The organism is Yoonia vestfoldensis SKA53 (genome assembly GCF_000152785.1).
Taxonomy (GTDB): domain Bacteria; phylum Pseudomonadota; class Alphaproteobacteria; order Rhodobacterales; family Rhodobacteraceae; genus Yoonia; species Yoonia vestfoldensis_A.
Genome location: NZ_CH672414.1, coordinates 755,117 through 771,342 on the forward strand (window position 1 = coordinate 755,117; position 16,226 = coordinate 771,342).

General features: G+C 56.1%; 17 protein-coding genes. 4 read left to right on the forward strand and 13 right to left on the reverse strand.

The genetic code is table 11. The annotated features are described in order from the left end of the window. The first annotated feature begins 41 nt into the window (after window positions 1–41). Together SKA53_RS03770 and SKA53_RS03775 are read left to right on the forward strand one after the other, a co-directional pair. Window positions 42–434 (forward strand): DUF3775 domain-containing protein, encoded by a 393-nt coding sequence (locus SKA53_RS03770; RefSeq protein WP_007204725.1) that lies wholly within the window; start codon window positions 42–44, stop codon window positions 432–434. Between the two features lie 90 nt (window positions 435–524). Then, complete coding sequence (locus tag SKA53_RS03775) at window positions 525–1,763, forward strand: cation:proton antiporter (protein ID WP_007204726.1); 1,239 nt, start codon at window positions 525–527, stop codon at window positions 1,761–1,763. A gap of 334 nt (window positions 1,764–2,097) precedes the next feature. On the opposite strand, the gene SKA53_RS03780 is transcribed toward SKA53_RS03775, so the two are convergent. From SKA53_RS03780 to SKA53_RS03790, 3 genes are all read right to left on the reverse strand, one after another. Continuing rightward, a complete protein-coding gene (locus SKA53_RS03780; protein ID WP_007204727.1) occupies window positions 2,098–3,009 on the reverse strand; it encodes an extracellular catalytic domain type 1 short-chain-length polyhydroxyalkanoate depolymerase in 912 nt (303 codons plus the stop codon). Between the two features lie 215 nt (window positions 3,010–3,224). Then, window positions 3,225–3,971 (reverse strand): PRC-barrel domain-containing protein, encoded by a 747-nt coding sequence (locus SKA53_RS14980; protein WP_081440113.1) that lies wholly within the window; start codon window positions 3,969–3,971, stop codon window positions 3,225–3,227. Between the two features lie 602 nt (window positions 3,972–4,573). Continuing rightward, window positions 4,574–4,810, reverse strand: a complete 237-nt coding sequence (locus tag SKA53_RS03790; protein WP_007204729.1) for a hypothetical protein — start codon at window positions 4,808–4,810, stop codon at window positions 4,574–4,576. Window positions 4,811–4,925: 115 nt separating this feature from the next. Between SKA53_RS03790 and SKA53_RS03795 the strand changes: the two genes are divergently transcribed. After that, entirely contained in the window at window positions 4,926–5,687 is a 762-nt protein-coding gene (locus SKA53_RS03795) for a Crp/Fnr family transcriptional regulator (protein WP_007204730.1), read from the forward strand. 437 nt (window positions 5,688–6,124) lie between these two features. Here the strand turns inward: SKA53_RS03795 and SKA53_RS03800 are convergent, their stop codons facing one another. After that, the gene (locus SKA53_RS03800) at window positions 6,125–6,772 is read right to left on the reverse strand and encodes a DUF5765 domain-containing protein (RefSeq protein ID WP_278007856.1); all 648 of its coding nucleotides are present in this window, start codon (window positions 6,770–6,772) and stop codon (window positions 6,125–6,127) included. A gap of 309 nt (window positions 6,773–7,081) precedes the next feature. Beyond that, window positions 7,082–7,240: a DUF3309 family protein gene (locus SKA53_RS15140; RefSeq protein ID WP_007204732.1), complete on the reverse strand. Its 159-nt coding sequence runs from the start codon at window positions 7,238–7,240 to the stop codon at window positions 7,082–7,084. Window positions 7,241–7,717: 477 nt separating this feature from the next. On the opposite strand from SKA53_RS15140, the gene SKA53_RS03805 reads away from it, so the two are divergent. Continuing rightward, a complete protein-coding gene (locus SKA53_RS03805) occupies window positions 7,718–8,497 on the forward strand; it encodes a PRC-barrel domain-containing protein (RefSeq protein ID WP_007204734.1) in 780 nt (259 codons plus the stop codon). Between the two features lie 210 nt (window positions 8,498–8,707). Here the strand turns inward: SKA53_RS03805 and SKA53_RS03810 are convergent, their stop codons facing one another. The 8 genes from SKA53_RS03810 to SKA53_RS03845 all read right to left on the reverse strand — a co-directional run bounded on the left by SKA53_RS03810 (window position 8,708) and on the right by SKA53_RS03845 (window position 15,869). After that, window positions 8,708–9,109, reverse strand: a complete 402-nt coding sequence (locus SKA53_RS03810) for a Na+/H+ antiporter subunit G (RefSeq protein ID WP_007204735.1) — start codon at window positions 9,107–9,109, stop codon at window positions 8,708–8,710. Window positions 9,110–9,117: 8 nt separating this feature from the next. After that, window positions 9,118–9,387: a K+/H+ antiporter subunit F gene (locus SKA53_RS03815; RefSeq protein ID WP_040483113.1), complete on the reverse strand. Its 270-nt coding sequence runs from the start codon at window positions 9,385–9,387 to the stop codon at window positions 9,118–9,120. Continuing rightward, complete coding sequence (locus SKA53_RS03820) at window positions 9,387–9,878, reverse strand: Na+/H+ antiporter subunit E (protein ID WP_007204737.1); 492 nt, start codon at window positions 9,876–9,878, stop codon at window positions 9,387–9,389. The genes SKA53_RS03815 and SKA53_RS03820 overlap by 1 nt, the downstream gene beginning before the upstream one ends. Beyond that, entirely contained in the window at window positions 9,875–11,431 is a 1,557-nt protein-coding gene (locus tag SKA53_RS03825; RefSeq protein ID WP_007204738.1) for a monovalent cation/H+ antiporter subunit D, read from the reverse strand. Before SKA53_RS03825 ends, SKA53_RS03820 begins: the two co-directional genes overlap by 4 nt. Beyond that, window positions 11,428–11,781 carry a Na+/H+ antiporter subunit C gene (locus SKA53_RS03830; RefSeq protein ID WP_007204739.1) on the reverse strand — a complete coding sequence of 118 codons (354 nt, stop codon included), beginning with the start codon at window positions 11,779–11,781 and terminating at the stop codon, window positions 11,428–11,430. Before SKA53_RS03830 ends, SKA53_RS03825 begins: the two co-directional genes overlap by 4 nt. Beyond that, window positions 11,781–14,639 carry a monovalent cation/H+ antiporter subunit A gene (locus SKA53_RS03835; RefSeq protein ID WP_007204740.1) on the reverse strand — a complete coding sequence of 953 codons (2,859 nt, stop codon included), beginning with the start codon at window positions 14,637–14,639 and terminating at the stop codon, window positions 11,781–11,783. The genes SKA53_RS03830 and SKA53_RS03835 overlap by 1 nt, the downstream gene beginning before the upstream one ends. A 153-nt stretch (window positions 14,640–14,792) precedes the next feature. Further along, complete coding sequence (locus SKA53_RS03840; RefSeq protein ID WP_007204741.1) at window positions 14,793–15,179, reverse strand: hypothetical protein; 387 nt, start codon at window positions 15,177–15,179, stop codon at window positions 14,793–14,795. A 132-nt stretch (window positions 15,180–15,311) separates the two neighbouring features. Next, complete coding sequence (locus SKA53_RS03845; RefSeq protein ID WP_081440148.1) at window positions 15,312–15,869, reverse strand: YcbK family protein; 558 nt, start codon at window positions 15,867–15,869, stop codon at window positions 15,312–15,314. Window positions 15,870–16,226: the final 357 nt, after the last annotated feature.

A 16,226-nucleotide genomic window follows, 5' to 3' on the forward strand; every position in this document is an offset into this window, starting at 1 on the left:
CCCATGTGTTATCGTGGCGCCTTATTGAACAGGAGACACCCATGGCTGCGCTGCCCTTTAATGACAACCGGATCGAAGAACTCGTGCTGCGGTTCAACGCTCTGATGGCCAAGGAAGCGACGGATATTTCCAACCTTGGCAGCAATGCTTCGGATGACGCAGTGGCCGCGAGCCTGCAAGAAACCGGTGGCGATCTGCGCCGTGACGAGATCACCCAAGAAATCGAAAGCATGAACGACGAACAGCAGGACGCGCTTGTCGCCCTTTTCTGGATCGGCCGTGGCGATAGGGAGCCTGCAGAGTGGGGAGTGGTCAAAACCCTTGCGCGCCAACAGCACAAGGGGCTGGTCAGCCGCTATCTGCTTGGCCAGCCTGAAGTTGGGGAATTCCTGACAGCAGGTCTTGAAAAAATGCTGGAATATGGTGTCGACTAATCTGGGGACTGATCCCTTTATCCTTGTGACCACCTGCGTCGTCGGCCACGCGGACATCGTGCTGCGCAACAGCTGCCTGTGGTGAACGCGATGTCGCAATTCGAGCTTGTCGCAATGTTGCTGATACTGACCGCCACATTCAGTTGGGTGAATGTTAAGCTGGCGGTCATGCCGCACACCATCGGCCTGCTTGTGATGGGGCTTAGTGCCTCGCTTATTGTCATCGGTGCCGAGGCGGTGATGCCGGGGCTGTTCAATTATGAAGGTCTGAGTGTCCTTCTCCGCCAGGTTGATTTCCAGCAAACCGTTCTTGAAGGCATGCTCGCGTTCCTGCTGTTTGCGGGCGCGTTGCATGTCGACGTGGTCAGCCTGCGTAGCCGCGCCTTGACCATCGGCACGATGGCGAGTTTGGGTGTTGTGGCGTCCACTGCGATCATCGGATCCGTCGTTTGGGCGGCATCCGACCTGTTGGGTGTTACGATCTCATTGCCGTGGGCGCTTGTTTTCGGGGCGCTGATCAGCCCGACCGATCCTGTCGCGGTTCTTGCAACGTTGAAAGCCGTCAAGGTCCCCAAGGGCCTCAAGATAGTCATGACGGGGGAGACGCTATTCAACGACGGCGTGGGCGTTGTGTTGTTCGCCGTCCTGGTCCACGCCGCCACTGGTGACGAGTTCGGCGCTTTTCAGGTGGCCGAGATGTTCGTGGTCGAAGCTTTCGGTGGTGCAGCCCTCGGCGCCGTGACGGGCTATGTCGCCTATCGTGCCATGCGTGCCATCGACGACTATTCGATCGAGGTCCTAATATCGCTGGCGCTGGTCGTGGGCACATATGCGATTGCCTCCAGACTGATTGTGAGCGGTCCATTGGCGGTTGTCGTCGCTGGATTACTGGTCGGAAGCAGGGGGCCACGCGACGCGCTGAGCGAAGAAACCCAGCGATATCTTTTCGGTTTCTGGACGCTGGTCGACGAAATGCTGAACTCGGTCCTGTTCCTGCTGATCGGGCTGGAGGTTCTGGTGTTGCGGTTCGAGCCTGCATTCGGCTGGCTGATGGCGCTCGCGGTGCCGCTGGTGCTGGTCGCGCGGCTGATTGCCGTCAGCGGTCCGGTCCTATTGCTTGGGATGTTCCGCAAATTCGAATCCGGCACGATTCCGGTGCTGACGTGGGGTGGCTTGCGGGGTGGTATCTCGGTCGCCTTGGCGCTTTCCTTGCCTGAAGGCGCTGAGAAATCAGCGCTTTTGGCAGCAACCTATGGCGTGGTTCTGTTTAGCCTGATCGTTCAGGGGCTGAGCCTGCGTGTCGTGATCCAGCGGGTCTTGCTAAAATGACTGTGGATTAATGTTGGCGGTCCAAACCGCAGGAACAACTCGGAGACATCAGCCAGCCTGAATAAGGTGAATGTGGATGACGCGTTCATTGATCGAAATCCTCGCACACAGCGCGAAGATCATCATGGCGACCACGACGCGCCAGAAATAGCTTTCGCGCCCATAAACTACCGGATGAGGCCGCAAAGAGTGACCAGTGTTGTCGTGCCGTTCCGTTTTGGTTTACGCCTTTTGGGTGGCACCTTGGATCGCAATGCAGGACACAGAGAGGGGCGATTAGCCGTTGCCAGTTCTCGCTCGACCTAAGTTGGCGTTTTCGGTTCGGCTTTATTCGCTACGCCGACTGCGTCAGCCCCCAGAAATCCGCGATGAGGCGGGTCGAGGAAATGCCGACCTCAAGCATATATTTGCCTTCTTTCCCCAGACCTTTGTCGCCATCGGCACTGATCGGGGTGCCGTGGCCCATGTCCCCGATGATGTAGTACTCGATCACCACCCGCCCGTCTGCGTCGCACCAGACTTCGCGAGGATAGCCGTCAACCATCTCGACATGTGTGGGCGGACCTTCGACCTTGTGGATCTTCTGCCATTGCCGGACAATCGAGCTGGCGTTGGAATTGTCGACGGTTGTATCGCTGTCGCCATGCCAGACCGAGATCGTCGGCCATGGCCCCGTGAATGTCGTGGCATCACGCACAAGCGCGTCGAGCTGTCTGTCCGACGGACTGCCATAGCCATTCATGCGCACCAACGCCTCCATTATGTTGGTCGCGCTATGGTACGGCAACCCTGCGATGATCGCCCCTCCCGCAAACACTTCCGGATAAGTCGCAAGCATCACAGATGTCATTGCACCACCCGAGGACATCCCCGTAATAAAGATACGCGATGGGTCGATGGCATGACCGTCAACGACCTGTTTGATCATGTGCCGGATAGACAGCGGCTCGCCAACGCCACGTTGGCTGTCGCCGGTCTCGAACCAGTTGAAGCTGCCAATAAGATTGTTAGCCCGTCTTTGCCCCGGAAACAGGAGCGCTATTGCGCATTCATCGGCGAGCGTCGACCAGCCTGTTCCGATATCATAGCTTTCTGGTGACTGGGTGCTGCCATGAAGCACGACGACGAGCGGGCCGTTTTTCGGAAAGCTTTCCGGAATATAGGTGTCAGCACTCAGCAAGCCGGGGTCTGTTCCAAAATTTTCGAGAACACAAAGACGTTCGCTGGCAAAGGAAGATGTTGACATAAGAACCCCTTGAGTGCGCCAGTATTGGCTATTTGAGAAGTCGCCTCGGCCCAAATAATTTTTATGGCCGAGGCATTGTGACGTTCCACGGTTCAAGGCAGATAAGAAGTGAGCTTTGACGCTTGGACGTGTCGGGTCCCGTCATCAAAGGGTGTCTATCGGTCAAATCGAGGATGCCGTCGTTTCTGCCGACACCCGAAAATCATGACCAGAGATTATTCCATGCCTCGGGACTGAAGCTGCTCGTAATCAAAGTTCTCGATCGTATCGATTTCGGTTCCTGAATAGGGCACGTCGTAGCGCGAGTTGTTAGCCATCGGCGTTGTTCCGCGGTAAGAATATGGATAGGCGTAGTATCCCTGACGGCCATATGCCGCCGTATCCGCCACGATTGCTGAAATCACGCCATTCTCGACGATGATGTCGGAAACATAACCATAGCGCACACCGTCAGACAGGTAGGCGTAACGACCGATCAGATCGGTTGCCTTGAAAATGCCAGGGCCAGCAACGAGATCATCATCGACCACGCCCGTGGTCGCGGTATCGGCCTGGGTGATCACTTGTTCGCTGTCCCCGTAATCACCGAATACGTCGTAATTATCCACATTTTCTTCGGTGACCGGAACCTGTGCCTGCTGGATGGTTTCGCCGATATCCACCTCGTCCCAAGGCACATGGACATGCGTATCGCCGATGTCCCAGAAGCCGCCAACCTGCGCGATGATGCCAAGCACCTTGCCGTCATTGCTAAAGATCACATTTTCGACATCCCCGATATCTTCGCCGCTGGCGCCGATGATTTGGGTTGTGTCGAACATGTCTTCTACGCTCCAGCCGTCCGCATAGAGTGAATCGTAAGACCAATCGGTGATCACCTGAACGTTCTCCTGTGCCATTACGGGACCCGCAATGAGGAGGGCGAAGGTACTTGTGGTCAATGTAATTTGTTTCATGGTCATGAGGGGATTCCTTAAAAGTTAAGTCGTCGCATGAGCGTGCAGAAGCATTTACAGCGGTGTTCTATCGACACATTGTAGCCAGCCTGCAGGCGCTAACGCTGAAGCTGTCCAAACAGCGAGATGTGAAGCAGGCGGCAAACCGGCGAGATAAAGGCTCGACTACCGTTGCGTTGGTCGGGAAAAGAAATCAGAAAAATTTGCCCGTTCCTTGTGTCGTCAGGTCTGATTGACAGGCCTGCCGTCTGCTTCAACACCCAATATAACAAAGCGCCAGAACGACGTGATAACCTGGATCAGTCACCACTCAGAAATAAAGATGCCCTTGTGGGCAGCGATTGATTTGCCGTGGTTGCGAGTAATCTTGATACCCTCAACAAAAACATCGCGGCCGTGGCCGCTGACGGCTGGCGTGCTGATGAGAGAAGCTTAAAGGGATCGTCGTGTGACCCTTTGCAGCTTGGGATACGCAAGCAGGTCGTCTTGCGCCGTTAAACAGGATGCATCCCTAGAATTGATGTCGCCATTTTAAATTTTTTGGTACGGGTGATCCCACCGCTCACCCTGATCGCGAATTTTTCATAAAAATTTTGAGAACGTGCCGGTCACGGTCTTCGAACAGAATTTCCACCTGTGATGATCCGGTTGATCAGAGCGGCGACTGCGTTGTGCTCCATGATTTCTTTTTCGGAACCTTCCGCATTTGCATGTGCGGTGGCAGCATCTTTGAGAACACCCAAGATCTCGTTTTCCGGCAGGACCTTCGCATCATTCAGCGCAAGAAGCAGCGCTTCGCAGATTGATAAGGCGGCTACGCCAGAAGTTGTGCTATAGTCAGACATATTCTCTCTTTCCGGACTGTTGCGCCTGCGCAGTAGACCGGCACGGCGTGATTAACACACTCGCACGCAATAAGTTCCGTTTTGCTGATCTATATCAGTGGGATGCGTTTATTCTTTGGTACGCGTTGTTTATTTTGAGAAGGAGCCCATCATCGATACGAGACCACTCGCGCGCAAATTGGGTGCCTTTGTTACCCTGTCAACAGCGGAGCTGGACGTTCTTGAGCGCCTGTATAAGCGTAAGCGCACCTTTTTGGCCGGGCACGATTTGGTGCATCAAGGGCAAGAGGACCAAGCATGCTACATCCTTTTGTCCGGTTGGGCGTGTTCTTATAAACTTCTGCATGACGGCCAGCGACAAATCGTTGATTTTCAAATTCCAGGCGATTTTTTGGGATTGCGCAGCGTGGTTCTGCATGTGTCGGACCACAGCATTGAACCCGTTACAGATATCGAAGTGACCGAAGTATATGCGTTTGATCTGCTTGACGTCTTTGCGAAGACGCCACGCTTGGCCACAGCAGTCCTTTGGACGGCTTCGCGTGACGAAGCAATGGTGGTGGAACATCTGGTTGGGATCGGGCGGCGTGGTGCGGCGGAACGGATTGCGCACTTCCTGTTAGAGCTTTGTGCAAGGCTTACGCTCGTTGGGATGGGGAGCAAGGCGGGATATGCGTGTCCGTTGAACCAGTATTTGATTGCTGATGCGATCGGGTTGAGTGCTGTGCATGTTAATCGTGTGCTGCGACAGCTGCGCGAGCACGGGATGGTCACGTTTCGCAATGGGTATGTCACGTTCGATAATTATGATCGCACAGTCGCATTTGCAGATTTTGAAGTGAGCTATTTGGATCAATCCATGCCGCTGCTAAAGTAAGCGCGCGCATTCAGCTTGCCATATGTGCGAGATGCGCCAGCCCAGCACCTTGCGCATGTGCCAAGCCAGAAATGCCGCCCGATACAAAACCCATGTCGGATGGGCATGTTACCGTCGAGACTGATCTAGATTAGCTTTAGCTACAGTTAGGGAGTGTATCGTTAACCTAAGTGTAATCCCCTCGTGACACTTAATGATCACTCTGGCGTCTTCCGGTTCTTGTCTCCCTGAAACTTGCGATTTCGCCAGAGTGATTACCCTCTACCAATGGCTGGTACAAACGTAATGGTTTGTCGCAGCCTATGATAACGAGAGCTGGCGTTATTAATCCTTTTGGCAGTTCTGAAAAAGGGTCTCACGTCAGACAGCCTGCTGGACGGGTAGTTCAGCCCTTATCCTTCCAAGCACAGACGAACCGATCATCGGGTGCTTCGCTTTCAGACGATTTGTTTGGGCCACAAAAACCATGATTTTACGAACATGTACTGTCTTATCGGTGTTTTGACGACAAGCAGCAGGATGCCTATGGATAGCAGGCACCAAATTGCGGCGACTTCATTGGGATTGCTGGTCAGGAGCATGGCCAATCGTGGGCCAACCACGAAATGGTACAGCGTAAGCCGCCAAGACCCATAAAGTAGGGGCATCAAAAATGCGGCGACGAAATAGCTGGGATACGCGGTCAGGAAGGATGCCCAAGAATCGACAGTTATGAAGTTCAGCATCCCGTTTGTTGGTACTTCCCAGGCGATATGCCAGTCTCCGGACACTGAACACATGCGCTCTGCGCACATGACCTCACCCAGCGGACATGATCCTGCCCATTCGAACGGATAAAGCTGCAAAAGCATGATGATGGCCGAAACAAAACAGACTGCGTAAACCGGCCATTGAATTTTCTCGCGCACGAAATTCGGTATGAAGTACATCGACAGCATGTTGATAAAGAAGGGCTGGAACACGATGTGCAGATAGCCCAGCAGGGTGGCGATTTGATTGGACGGCAGGGCGCATTGATCAATGACCGCGTATGTGAAGGCCTGCAAAAGCTCCATCGAAGAGAAATAGCCTAGGGCTATCCACAACGGTGCCGGTTCTTTGTTGTAAGCTGCGTAAGCGTGGTGGTTATACCAACAATTGCCAGTACAGCCGATGCTTCACCACTCCAGCACATAAAGTCTCACTTTTGTTTAAGATGCCCTAGGTCCGCATCGACGCCGCTTCGCGGCAGCAATGGCCCGCCTCATATCGAAACCAAACTCCAGGTTTCGCAAGCTGGGCCGGCACATTAAGGATGAAATCCTCTAGGCGGGCGTGGCAAAATCTTGCGCAGGTCGACCTTGTAAGTGCCAAGCCCAAGCAATTTTCAAAGCCCGCATCTGGCTATGCGCAAATTAAATCAGCACACCGAGAAGCCACAGAACGATGAAGATAACGATCACCAGGCCAAGGACACCGCCAAGGCCGCGCGTGCCATATCGGTTGTATCCGTAATAACCACCGCCGCCGCCGAACAACAGCAAAAGGATAATGATAATCAGAATTGTACTCATGGGAGATATCTTTCTATTTGGCCGATGTTGGAAGGATCAAGCAGCTCAAAGCTTGATGGTCATCGGATGAGGTGACCCATTCGCAGGTCAATCAGTCTGGGTCGCTGTTCCGCGTTATGGCGCTCAGCGCAGGCCAAAAAAGCCCAGGATGACCAAGACGATGACGACGAGACCTACGATATATACGATCTGATTCATGAAAGTCCTATTTGCTAGGTCAGTCACCGGAGGCCAGCGACACATCCAAGCATAGGTGACTGCAGCATCATGCGAACTAACGTGGATCAGTGCGCTGCGAACGTCGGCACGCGATGCTGTGCTTGCGCTTTCGGTCTGGGTTGCAAAGCAAAGCCACCCGGCTGCCGAAGAAACTTTCGCTGTTTGTAGGTTCCGCACCCGCCTTGCGCAGCGAACGCGACGACGCAAAACGGGCGATGCACCCAGCATCGAACTTAGTCAGATTAAAGGAAACATCTTATGTTAATAGAGGCGTCAACCCTGAAGGGTTTCAAGATCTCCGCGACCGACGGCAGCGTCGGCACCGTGACTGATTTCCTGTTCGATGACCAAAGCTGGACGCTCCGCTGGGTCGTCGTTGAAACCGGCTCTTGGCTGTCCGGGCGCAAGGTGCTGCTCCCAGTTTCTGTTCTGGGTCATCCGGATACGTCCGCAAATAGCTTTCCAGTCCGCTTAACAACGAAATCGGTCAAAGATAGCCCAGATATCGACACGCATAACCCCGTGTCACGCCAGCACGAAGAACGCATGTATCGTCACTACAACATGAGCCCATATTGGGGAAACGGCTTTTACATGGGGGGCTATGGCGGCTGGACCGCGGGCATGTCAGAGACGCATTACGCTGATTCAATGCTGCGTCAGGACGCGCTTGACGCGAAGCGAAATCAGCAGCGGCATCAAAGCGATGAACCCCATCTACGCAGCATCAATGCCATGACTGGCTATAACCTGCATGCCACCGATGGCGCCATCGGTCATGTCGAGGGGTTTGTGATCGACGATACCGACTGGACGATCCATTTTCTGACGGTGAATACAAAGAACTGGTGGCCGGGCAAACATGTCGTGATATCGCCGCGCTCTGCAAAGAACGTGTCGTGGGCAGACAGTGTCGTCAATCTGGATGTCGATAGGCAGACTGTCATGAACAGCCCAACCTATGACCCTTCTGTTCCGATGGACGCGGCATTCGAGACGCGGATGGCGCGTCACTACATCCCTGACGCCACCAAATAAGCTGCAAGTTGAAGGCCGCTGTGGGATGGGATCATGATCCTGTCGGTCCGGTGGTTCAGTCCAGCCGTGCTGCCGTATCATGGTGGCGCTTGGTCGCTGGACATCCGCCTCTGGCGGCCACTTTTGGGCTGCTGACGTTGGATCACCCCTTCAGGTGGCCGGCGTCGCTTCCCCGACATCGACTAAGATCACGTCACGGCGCGTGCTGTGTTATTCGTCTATGTCGCTTTTTGCTTCAGCAATGCGGCGATCCTCGTCGCTCTCGAACCCCGCCCAAGGCCGATCGGATCCGGTCGGCGACACATCCTCGCGTTTGACAGATGTATGCAGGTTCGCCTTGGCGATAAAATGTGCCGTGATCGGGGCTGTCAGAAACAGGAACAGCGTGATCATCAGCTCATGAAAGCTGAATTTCGCGTCGGAGAAGAGGAAATAAATCATCGACGCGATCAGAACACCGCCCACACCGAGCGTTGTGGTTTTGGTCGGGGCATGTAGCCGCGTCATCGGGTCGGGGAGCTTTATCAACCCGTAAGAGCCGACAAATCCAAACACGCCAGCGATGACCAAAAAGGCCGCAACAATGATTTCCTGCCAGAGTTCCATGTCCATTGCTCCGGTCACTCGATGATATTGCCGCGCAGCATGAAGCGCGCGTAGGCAACGGTCGAGATGAAGCCGACCATTGCAATCAGGATCGATACCTCGAAAAATACCGCCGTGCCTTCGATGATGCCGTAAAGCACGAGGATTGCGATGAAGTTGATCACCATCGTATCCAGTGCAAGGATCCGCTCTGGTACGCCAGAAGACATGATCACGCACCACAGGTTCATCAGCAGGGCTACGCAAAAACAGCCCGTGGCAAAGATCAGGGCATAGGGCAGTATCATTCGAAAATCTCCCTCAATCGGCGTTCGTAGCGCTGCTTGATATCATCTCTGACAGCGTCGGGGTCCGTGGCGTCCAGACAATGCACAAGCAGGCTGCTGCCATCTGCGGCGACATCGGCGCTGACGGTGCCGGGTGTCATCGTGATCGTCCCGGCCAGCACGGTAATCGCCTCGGGGCTGCGCAGATCCAGCGGTATGGTGATCCATGTCGGGCGCATATCCTTGTTGCGTTTGAACAAGATGATCTTGGCCACGCTCACATTGGCGACGACGATGTCCCATAGAACAACAAGGATAAACTCGACGATCATCGCCGGGTTTTTCAGACGCGGCCGATCTGGCCAATAAGGAGCGGTAAGCAGCGGGATCAAGATGCCAAGGATCAGGCCGAACACCAATGTGCCCAATGACACATAATTGACCAGCATCTGCCAAACGGCGACCAGCAGCAGCGTTAACAGCGGGTGGGGTAGCAACCGGGCGATCATTTCTGCGACCCTTCCAAAGGCAGGTTTTCGACCTCAATCGCGCGTGCGGTTTCAAGCACTGCGGCGATATAGGACTGCTTGTCGAACACCTGCGCCGATGTGTCGGACAGGAATGTGGTGACAGGTCCGGCAAACACAGTGAGCATCACGATGGCAGCCAACAACCCGCCCGTCGCCACGAAGGTCAGGGCTGTCTGGATGTGTGGGGGGGCATTCTGGTCAACCTCGGGGGTAACGTTCCAGAACACCAGGCTGCCGGCACGGGCAAAGCCCACAACCGCCACCAGCGAGGTGATGAGGATCGTGGCCCAAATGAGCCAGACCAGCTCGTGATCGCGCACAGCATCCAGCACCAAAAGCTTGCCCAAGAAACCCGACAGCGGCGGCATACCGGCCATGGCGATGGCAGCAGCAAAGAAATACGCCGCGACCAAGCCGTTCTGCACGATGGCCGGACGTGGCGCGATTGCGTCATCCTCTGCCACACGGCGGGCGCGGACCATATCGACCACCAGAAACAATGCGGCCCCTGCCAAGGTTGAATGGATCATGTAATAAAGCGCCGCTGTGATCGCTTGTGGTGTGAACAGGGCAATGGCAATTAGCAATGTGCCCATCGAGCCGATCGCGGCAAAGGCTGCCAGCCGCCCAAGATGGCTGGCACCCAGAACACCGATCATCCCGACCACCAGCGTCACGATCGCCCCAGCCAGCAGCCAGGGGCCGATAATGTCGGCGGTTGCGGCAACATCGGTCCCGAACACCAGCGTGTAGATGCGGATGATCGCATAGGCGCCGATCTTGGTCATCACTGCAAACAATGCGGCCACCGGTGCAGGGGCTTCGGCATAGGTCGCAGGCAGCCAGAAATGCAGCGGGATCAGCGCGGCCTTGACCGCAAAGACCAACAGCAGCAACACGGCAGCAACCCGTATCATCGCGGTGTCGCTTGCGGGCAGGTCTGCCACGCGCACCGCCAGATCGGCCATGTTCAGTGTCCCGGTCACGGCGTAGATCGTGCCGAGTGCGAATAAAAACAGGGTTGATCCCAGCAGGTTATAGATCACATATTGCACACCGGCGCGCAGCCGCACGGCACCACCGCCATGGATCATCAGCCCGTAAGAGGCGATCAGCAGCACTTCGAAAAACACGAAAAGGTTAAAGGCGTCACCGGTCAGGAACGCCCCGAAAATACCCATCAGCTGGAACTGGAACAGCGCATGGAAATGATGGCCACGCTTGTCCCAACCCGACCCGATCGCATAGAGCACCACCGCCAGCGCCAGCACAGCGGTCAGCAGAACCATCATCGCCGACAATCTGTCCAGCACCAGAACGATCCCGAATGGCGCAGGCCAGTTGCCAAGCTCGTAGACATCAATCTGGCCGGACATGCTGTGCACCAGCAGGCCGATCCCGATCCCGATCAGTGCCACGGTCGAGGCGACAGAAAACACCCGCTGCGTTGTCACCTGATAGCGCAGAACCAGAATTATGATTGCCGCGACAAGGGCGGGCAGCAGGACGGGGGCAATGATCCAGTGATTCACTTGCTTGGCTCCTGCGCGTCGACCGGCCCATCGGACAGGTTCACATGATCATCGTTGGACGACAGATAAGCACCCAATGCGATCAGAACAACGACGGCGGTCATCCCGAACGAAATCACGATCGCCGTCAGCACCAGGGCCTGCGGCAGCGGATCGGTGTAGGTCGGCGTGTTGTTGAGCAAAACCGGCGGCAGGTTGATCGCAATCCGCCCGGATGCGAACAAAAACAGGTTCACCGCATAGGTCAGCATCGAGATGCCCAGAATGACCGGAAAGGTGCGCAGGCGCAGGGTCAGATAAATCCCGGCGGCGGTCAGCGCGCCGATGGCACTTGCAAGTAGATATTCCATTACGCGTCCTTCGCCATCTGCGCGCTATCGCGCGACGGATCTATATCCATCGGGTAGGGGCTTGGCCGTTCTCCGGCACGGTGGGCAAACCGTGACAGGCTTTCGAGCGCCAGCATCACAGCGCCCACGACACACAAAAACACCCCGACATCAAAGGCCATGGCCGTGGCCAGCTCGAATTTATTCATCGGGGGTATCTGGAAATAGCCGTAGTTGCTGGTCAGGAAGGGGCGACCTGCGAGCCACGATCCTATCCCGGTCAATGCAGCCGCAAAGATGCCCAGCGCAATGATTGTGTGGTAAGGAAAGCGTTGACGCGCAGACGCCCAGTCAAAGCCGCTGGCCATGTGCTGCATCAACAGCGCAATCGCCACGACCAGACCGGCGATAAACCCGCCGCCCGGCTCGTTATGGCCGCGCAGGAAGATGAACACACCCACCATCAGCGCAATCGGCATCATGACTCTTGTCGCAATCACCATCATCAACGGGTGGCGGTCGCCCGCCTGATCGGGGTTGATGGGGCGCTGTCTCAGCCTTGCGCCGACCGGGCTTGTCAGCACGGATTCTGTCATGGCGAAAATCACCAGCGCGGCAATGCCCAGAACGATGATCTCGCCGAAGGTGTCAAAGCCGCGGAAGTCGACAAGGATCACGTTGACCACATTCGTGCCACCACCGCCCGGCTTGGAATTGGCCAGATGGAAGGCCGAGATACTGTCTTGTGAGAAATCCGACAGCAGCACGGCAAGCGCCAGCCCGCCAACCGCCAGCCCACCGATGACGGCAATTGTGCCATCGCGCCATTGCCGCGCCTTGCTGCTTTCCGTCGGCGTGGTCTTGGGCAGGAAATTAAGCGCCAGTAGAAGCAGAATGACCGTCACGACCTCGACCGAGATTTGTGTCAGCGCAAGGTCGGGGGCGGACATATAGACAAAGGCGATCGACACGATCAAGCCGACAATGCCCATCAGGACCAGTGCCAACAGACGGTTATGATGGAAAGCCACCATGCAGGCGGTGGCACCGACCAACAAGAACCAGCCGATCAATGGTACCACCCCGATGTCTATCGCTGCGCGGGTCGGGCCGGGTGCTGTGCCGCCAAACCACGCCGCTGCGCCCAAGGCCGTCACAGAGACGATGAACACAGCCGTATAGCGTGTCATCGCGCCATTATGCAGCCCGTCCGTCAGGCCATGCGCCCCGCGTGTGATCGCACCAACGATCGCATCAAAGATCACTTTGGCTTCGGGACGGCGTGCTTTTGTCCATGCGGCATCCAGCGGACGGTGCAATGCCAGCAGGATCAGCCCGCCCACCACAGCCGTGATCGACAGGTAAAGCGGCAGGTTCACGCCGTGCCAGATCTTGAGCGAGTAATACGGCAGATCGCCGCCGATCACCGCGCCGGATGCCACCGCGACAAGCGGGCCAACCATCAATGCCGGCATGATCCCGATCAACACCACCAGAACCGCCAGCAACGCAGGCGAGGCCCACATGCCAAAACCTGGATCATGTGGCTTGGCGGGGTAATCGGTGCGCTTGGGGCCAAGGAACGTATGCACGATCAACCGGAAGGAATAAGCGACCGAAAACAGCGCCCCCAGCGTGGCAAGGGCGGGTAGGATCCACGGATTACCGTTCCAGACCGTGTTGGTTGCAGCATCCAGCATCATTTCTTTGGACAGGAACCCGTTGAAAAGCGGTATGCCGGCCATCGACAGAGCCGCCACGGTCACGATGATAAACGTGACCGGCATGAGGTGGCGCAAACCGCCCAGACGCTTGATGTCGCGGGTGTGGGTCTCGTGATCCACGATGCCCGCGCTCATGAACAAGGCCGCCTTGAAGGTGGCATGGTTGATTATGTGAAACACGGCGACCACAGCGGCAAAGGGCGTGCCGAAGCCCAAAAGCATGGTAATCAGACCCAGATGAGACACGGTTGAAAACGCCAGCAACGCCTTCAGATCATCCTTGAACAGCGCAATAACAGCCCCCAGCACCATCGTGATCAGGCCAGTGGTCGCGACGATATAAAACCACTCCGGGGTGCCGGCCAGCACCGGCCAAAGCCGCGCCATCAGGAACAGACCCGCCTTTACCATCGTGGCCGAATGCAGATAGGCCGATACCGGTGTCGGTGCGGCCATCGCATGCGGCAGCCAGAAATGAAACGGAAACTGCGCCGATTTGGTAAAGCAGCCCAGCAGGATCAGGATCAGCGCCGGCAGATAATGCGGGCTGGCCTGCACCAATTCCTTGTTTTCAAGGATCACGGTCAGATCATAACTGCCCACAATATTGCCAAGGATAAGCATGCCCCCGATCAGGGCCAAGCCGCCCATGCCGGTGACGGCCAGCGCCATGCGCGCACCTTGCCGACCTTCGGGCAGGTGCTTCCAATACCCGATCAGCAGAAAGGACGACAGCGAGGTAAGTTCCCAGAAAATCAGCAAAAGCAGGATGTTGTCGGACAAGACAATGCCCACCATCGCGCCCTGAAACAGCAGCAGATAGGTATAAAATTGCCCCATCGGGTCTTGTCGCGCCAGATAAAAGCGGGCGTAGATGATAATCAGCAAGCCGATCCCTAGGATCAGCCCTGCAAACAGAAGGCCCAGACCGTCGAGAAAGAAATTCGCGTTCAGCCCCAGCAAAGGCATCCATTCCAGTTGATACTGGATCACCTCGCCGCGCATCACGGCGGGGGCGTGGACCAAAAGGCCGACAAGCGCTGTCAGCGTGACTGAAGCCGTCGTCCAGGCGCAGGCGTCGCGCCCTGCACGGATCATCAGACCCGGCAGTAGCGCGCCCAGAAACGGAAGGGCGGCGATGATAATCAGCGACACTAACAAGGCTCCTTGATCAGAATGCGGCGCATTCCGGAATTTTTATTGCGCAGTTTTCCTACACAACTTTGGAGTAGATTTGTACCAATTTCTCATCGCTTGCAAGGGCAGCTCGCCGCCAAAGGCTGATTGCAGGTCGGGCTGGTTATGGGGCTACATGTGGTCGTGCGGCATCGCCTGGTTTTGGTCGGTTTCAACACGGCGATCGCTTTGCCAAAGGTCGGTGATGCGCGCATGCAATTGCCCGATCATGCCGTTGACAGGTGCTGATTTCGGGAGAGGGGGATGCGTGTTGCCGATGTCAAAGGCACAGTAAAAAACAGCCAAAAGACAGCGCAAATTGACACAACCTTGCGTTGTAATCATCCGTTGCCAGGCAAGCGCCAGCATGCGCAAAGCGACAGTGTTATGATGCTGGCCGTGGCCCGCATGACGTGGGCCGGAAGGGAAGCAATCTGCACAGAACACGACGTGGACTTTGCGCGGTGCGAACGGAACGGGACAAATCTTGATCGTCAGTGCGGCAATTAGCCCCATCATGTCTTGCGAAAGGTCATGAGCACAGCGCGCCGACGATCAGTCCGCAGAGCGAATATCCGCTGGCTGCGGAATCGATCACCAAAGGTCGATTATCAAAATATCGGGGGGCAGAGACGCAGCAAATCCAGCGTGTCAGCCGCGCCAAGTCCGGACTGGACCGCAATCCATATGGACAAAATTTGACCGACCGTACCGGCCGACGCCACCCGCGTTAAACGCTGTGGCCGCTTGTGCCATTTGAGTAATGCTTCTGCTGCGCAAACGCAGATCGGCGGCCTGACCGCGCATATGCAAGGAATCCCGCGCCACGCCAGACGACCGGCTGCGCAGCATCGCATTGGTGGCAGGCGACCGATAGCCCGACAACAACAGATAAGGTTCACTGGTTTCCATCAGTCGCAGCGCACCCGACATGATGTCGATCGTGCGCAGGTCCATCTGCACCGCTTCGCCAGTGCGCCAGTCGCGCATATGCAGGTTAATCTCGCGTACGGCTTCGGCGATATATTCACCTTCGATCCAGTAGATCGTATCGAGCGTTTCGCCGGTGCGCCCATTGTACATTGCTATTCTGCGGATATCGCCCGCGCCGCGCAGAAACCCCTGTGCCCGGCTGAATGTTGGTGCTGCCGTCACCGCTGTCGCTGCCAATGCAGTCAGCAGCCCGCGTCGAGTTAACCTCGAAGTCATGTTGTCATTCATTATACGCGCCTGTCCCGTCGCTTATATTAGATGCCCGCTTTGCCACGGACTGCCATCATGCCCCCAGGATGTGCCAAAGATATGGCACAAATTGATTCGTGGACCAAGTCTTGTTTAACACTGTCCCATGAACGAAAAGAAAATAGGCGAATTTTTGCGCAAGTGGCATTTTTGTTGTCATTTGTGGCTGCTTGCGCGGTAGGCAGCTTTTCGGTAACCGCCATCAAGGCAGGATCAGCGCTGCAGGAATGCGGCAGATGAGGTGGCGATGACACATAGCATTCGTGCGATTGCAGCAGCACTCGGGGCCGAGGCGCGGGGCGATCTGGATCTGATCGTGCTGCG

Excerpts from the sequence above, each read along its gene's own strand:
- SKA53_RS03830 (WP_007204739.1), bottom strand. The coding sequence starts at position 11,781 with ATGGAATATCTACTTGCAAGTGCCATCGGCGCGCTGACCGCCGCCGGG.
- SKA53_RS03775 (WP_007204726.1), top strand. The coding sequence starts at position 525 with ATGTCGCAATTCGAGCTTGTCGCAATGTTGCTGATACTGACCGCCACA.
- SKA53_RS03840 (WP_007204741.1), bottom strand. The coding sequence starts at position 15,179 with ATGATGGGGCTAATTGCCGCACTGACGATCAAGATTTGTCCCGTTCCG.
- SKA53_RS03810 (WP_007204735.1), bottom strand. The coding sequence starts at position 9,109 with ATGGACATGGAACTCTGGCAGGAAATCATTGTTGCGGCCTTTTTGGTC.
- SKA53_RS03805 (WP_007204734.1), top strand. The coding sequence starts at position 7,718 with ATGTTAATAGAGGCGTCAACCCTGAAGGGTTTCAAGATCTCCGCGACC.
- SKA53_RS03845 (WP_081440148.1), bottom strand. The coding sequence starts at position 15,869 with ATGACTTCGAGGTTAACTCGACGCGGGCTGCTGACTGCATTGGCAGCG.
- SKA53_RS03780 (WP_007204727.1), bottom strand. The coding sequence starts at position 3,009 with ATGTCAACATCTTCCTTTGCCAGCGAACGTCTTTGTGTTCTCGAAAAT.
- SKA53_RS14980 (WP_081440113.1), bottom strand. The coding sequence starts at position 3,971 with ATGACCATGAAACAAATTACATTGACCACAAGTACCTTCGCCCTCCTC.
- SKA53_RS03790 (WP_007204729.1), bottom strand. The coding sequence starts at position 4,810 with ATGTCTGACTATAGCACAACTTCTGGCGTAGCCGCCTTATCAATCTGC.
- SKA53_RS03820 (WP_007204737.1), bottom strand. The coding sequence starts at position 9,878 with ATGATCGCCCGGTTGCTACCCCACCCGCTGTTAACGCTGCTGCTGGTC.
- SKA53_RS15140 (WP_007204732.1), bottom strand. The coding sequence starts at position 7,240 with ATGAGTACAATTCTGATTATCATTATCCTTTTGCTGTTGTTCGGCGGC.
- SKA53_RS03770 (WP_007204725.1), top strand. The coding sequence starts at position 42 with ATGGCTGCGCTGCCCTTTAATGACAACCGGATCGAAGAACTCGTGCTG.